3 protein-coding genes are annotated in these 3,282 nt (G+C 66.5%); all 3 read right to left on the bottom strand.

The annotated features are described in order from the left end of the window. Positions 1–1,057 (bottom strand): HNH endonuclease (locus tag KN815_RS19690; RefSeq protein WP_216343259.1); only part of this gene is annotated, 1,057 nt, incomplete at its 3' end. Then, entirely contained in the window at positions 1,054–1,641 is a 588-nt protein-coding gene (locus KN815_RS19685) for a class I SAM-dependent methyltransferase (protein ID WP_253209093.1), read from the bottom strand. The genes KN815_RS19690 and KN815_RS19685, both read right to left, overlap by 4 nt. A gap of 321 nt (positions 1,642–1,962) precedes the next feature. Further along, the coding region (locus tag KN815_RS19680) for a pentapeptide repeat-containing protein (protein WP_216343257.1) at positions 1,963–3,282 on the bottom strand (1,320 nt) is incomplete at its 5' end.

Here is a 3,282-nt window from a genome sequence, read left to right as displayed (position 1 = left end):
GCGCGCGGGTGTCCTGGTCGCCGTGGATAGCCTGCGTCAAGGCGCGGCAAAGCCCCTTGGCGTCTGCCGGCAGATAGGGCACTCCCAGGGCGTGAGCGCTGTATCCGGCTCTGGAGCGCCGTAGGGAGACTGTTTCCGGAGGCCGGGCCGGAAGAAAGTGCATGATCGCCTCGTTGCGCTGAGCGAGCCGGTGGAGTTCTTCGGGGGTGGGGAGCCGGTCGCTCTTCGCGCTGTTGCACGCTTGGTGTGCGGGCGCGAGGTTCCAGATGAGATCCAAGTCCGGTCCGTCCCAGCCGGATACGCCGCCGAAGCGCTGCATCAGGGAGTAGGGGAAGACGTGGTCGACAGCGGTGCTGTCGCCCGGCGTGATGGGTTGAGCGCAGATGAGACAGCGACCATGCTGGAATCCGATCAGTGCGTCGGTGACTCCGGTGACCGAGCGGCGGCGGCGCTTGTCCGTGAGCTGCAGTGTCGCCCAGTCCATCGAGAATCCCTCGTCGATGAGGCTGCGGCCGATGCCTGCGGCGAAGGAGTTTTCTACGATGTCCCACCGAGCGCCCAGCTCGGCACGCAGCCCCGGAGTCTGCTCGCCCTGGGCGACGGTGCGCAGTTCGGGAGTCAGGCGCACGATCCGCTGGTGCGAGTTGCCGGTCAGCTCGTAGAAGCGGTGCGCTGTCCGGGTGTTACCGCGCAGGTTGTGGAACTTCTGCATTACCATCCCCGGCATGGACCGCGCCGCGGCGTGCAGGAGCCGGTCGGTGGGGTGGCCGAGCGCGGAGGACTCCTTGGCCTCACCCTCGGCCACGGCCAGAAAGTCCGACTCCCGGACCTGGAGCCCTGACGGTGTCTGAGGGGCTTCGGCCAGGTGCGCCACCAGGCCCATGGCGTACGGAACGGCGAGTTCCTCCAGCGTCACCTCAGTCCTGTCCTGCGCGGCGAACTCCAGCAGCGCTGCTCCGAGGGCGAATTTGTAGGTACGGGAGTTGGCGCCCATCAAGATGGCCAGCCGCCAGGACGTGCGGGCGCTCGGCTCGCTCCGGTAGAAGTCCACGGTCATCGGCTCACCCCTGCGATCGTGGGCGGCTCCGGGCGGAAGACCAGCGTGCTCCAGCCCACGTCCTCCCGGCTGAGGCAATCCGATCCGTGCCCGCGGTGTACTGCGGACAGCCCGAACCGCTCTGCCAGCGCCACCGTCTCAACCGCGGAGACCGCGAACATACGACGTCCAGCGGGAACCGGACCATGCCGAAGCGACAGAGCCACGTGCCCTCCCGGTACCACCAGCTCGGCCAGCCGCCGCATGGCATCGACACGCTCTGGCTCGTCCAGGTGCATCCACACCGCGGAGAGCAGCACGAAGTCGAAAGTCCCGCGAAGCCCGGTCAGCGAGGGAAGGGCATCGTCGATCCAGTCGATCGCCGCGTCCGCGTGAAGGCGCTGCCCGATCCGCCGCAGATGTGGTGTGGGCTCCACCGCCACGACCTGATACCCACGGGCAGCCAGTGCGGCAGCGTCACGCCCGCTGCCAGCACCGATGTCAACGACCCTCCCCGGACCGGGCGGCAACCACGGCAGGAACTCCTCATGCACGACCTCGAACGCCACCCCCTCGTACCGGCGGGCAATCTCCTCAGCGTCCACCCCGTAGCCTGCAGCACTCGGCACTCGCGGCTGCATCCCCGTACGCCCTTCCCATACCAACCACACCAGTACCTTCGTCTACCTGCACGTTAGGGCATCACAAGGCAGGGCCGAGGCAAAGCGTGACCGCTTCCCGTAACCGATAGGTGTGGCGTAGCAGGTCGGCGTCCGCCGATTCGAGTAACTCTCCCAGCAAGCGCGGCGGCGGCCGCTCGTGTTCACCAAGTCGGCGCGCCTGGGGGTACCGGTCCCGGATGGGGCCACGGGAACCGCTATGCCGGTAACAGTGACGGCGAGATGGCAGGCATGGCACGCCATGGCTCACCAGTGGGGTGGCAAGGTCAAGCCAGCAGGATGAGGCGACCCATTCGCCGGAACCAGGCCAGGTGGTGCCTCGCCGCCGACCGTGTCGAAGCTGACTGCTGCGCCGGAGAACTGCGCACCGGCGAAGTCAATCGCTGCGCCGGAGAACCGCGCCATGCTGAAGTCGACCGAGCCACTGTCGAACCGAGCACCCGTGAAGTCGACCGTGCCACCGGAGAAGCGTCCCCTCTCGAAGGAGAATGTGCTACCGGAGAAGACTGCGCTGGAGTAGTCGACCGTGCAGCCATGGAATCTTGCGCGGTCGAAGGTGACATCGCCGCCGGAGAACTCGTCGCCGACAAAGGCAACGGTTCCTGTGGCAAACTGGCAGAACGAGAAGTTCACTCTGCTGCCAGAGAACGCCGCGCTGGATAGATCCACCTCACTGCCCGTGAACCGAGCGACGGTGAAGTTGACCGAGCCTCTGGCGAACTGCGCGTCGTTGAAGTAGATTCTCCCCCCCTCGAAAGCAGCGCGGGTGAAGTCGACCGTGCAGCCAGAGAAAACAGCGTTGCGGAAGTCGATTCTGCTGCCGCGGAACTTCGCGTGCGTGAAGAAGACCTCGCCACCGAGAAAGAGGGCGTCTCTGAAGCTGACCGCGCCGGCGTCGAACGCAGCGCGGGTGAAGTCGACTCTTCCGGAGAAGACTGCCTCGTTGAAGCGCATCATCCCCCCGTTGAACGCCGCCCCGGAGAAGTCCACGACGGTGTTGAGGAACACGGCTCCGGTGAGGTCACCACCGTCGAAGATGACGTTCGTGAGGTCCAGATGGTGACCTTGCCAGCAATGAGGATGATCCTGTGCCAGACGGAAGTGGTCGCGTATGACACGGATGACAGTGTGCCGGACTTCCTTCAGGGCGAGATAGGCATGCTGTGCCTCCGGGTCACCCGCAGGAATGTCGTCTTGAGCGGTGTAGGGCAGGCGGAGGTAAGCGCACAGGACGTCGATACAGGTCTGGCGTAAGTCGCGTGTGGGGGCGTCGTCCGCGAGGCCGGCCAGTGCGTGCACCCCGCCGAGGCGGACCGCGGCGGAGTCTGCTCCGAGCTGGGAAACGGCGGTGGTGAAGCGTTCGGTGTGCAGGCGGGTGCCCTCCCGCAGGGCGCCGTCCTCATCGACTCGCTGGCGCCGGTAGGCCACGACCAAGGCGACCAGGGCGCCGGCCCCGGCGACCACGCCGAAGGACAGCTTCACCAGGTCGAAGAGCGTCTTCGAGTCGAGGCGGTGCTCCGGCTTCAGTCCTGTGCCGTTCGGAAACTCGTCGTTCCCGGTCAGCCG

Origin of the sequence: Streptomyces niphimycinicus, from assembly GCF_018883605.1 — a bacterium.
GTDB lineage: Bacteria > Actinomycetota > Actinomycetes > Streptomycetales > Streptomycetaceae > Streptomyces > Streptomyces niphimycinicus.
Note: the sequence above shows the minus strand (reverse complement) of the source record. Positions and strands in the feature narration are given on the sequence as shown.